Origin of the sequence: Mycobacterium sp. E136 (genome assembly GCF_001666865.1) — a bacterium.
GTDB lineage: Bacteria > Actinomycetota > Actinomycetes > Mycobacteriales > Mycobacteriaceae > Mycobacterium.
The window spans coordinates 1-613 of the sequence record NZ_LZJE01000374.1; the positions used below are offsets into that span (position 1 = coordinate 1).

Annotated in this window: 1 protein-coding gene; it reads left to right on the forward strand. The window is 64.1% G+C overall.

The annotated features are described in order from the left end of the window. Positions 1-25 precede the first annotated feature (25 nt). On the forward strand, positions 26-613 hold a 588-nt coding region (locus A5698_RS28255), incomplete at its 3' end, for a helix-turn-helix domain-containing protein (RefSeq protein WP_156670893.1).

Sequence of the window (613 nt, forward strand, 5' to 3'; positions counted from 1 at the left end):
TCGGTTGATCCTTGACACTCCCTGGATGAGGGAGTTGAGCGTGGCTGAGCAGCGGTATCAGGCTGTATTGGCGGTGATCAGCGATGGGTTGTCGATTTCGCAGGTCGCCTCGAAAGTGGGGGTGTCGCGGCAGACGCTGCACACCTGGCTGGCCCGCTATGAGGCCGAGGGCCTGGAGGGCTTGGTTGATCGGTCGCATCGGCCGGCGTCGTGTCCGCACCAGATGAGCGCGGCGGTGGAGGCAGCGGTGTTGGAGCTGCGCCGGTCGCGCCCGTATTGGGGGCCGCGGCGGTTGGTGTTCGAACTGACCAGACGCCACATCACTCCGGTGCCCTCGGAGTCGGCGGTCTATCGCGCCTTGGTGCGCGCCCAAATGATGTTCACCGGCCGGTTCAACCATCCCCCGACCGAGGTGCGTTTCGACGCGATCTGCCGAGAGCGCGGCATCGAGCATCTGTTGACCCAGCCTCGCAGTCCGACCACTACCGGCAAGATCGAACGCTTCCACCGATGCCTGCGAGCCGAGTTCCTATCCACGGCTCAGCCTTTCACGTCGTTGAAGACAGCCCAGCAGGCATTGGATGAGTGTCGGCTCCGGTCGAATCTTGAGCAG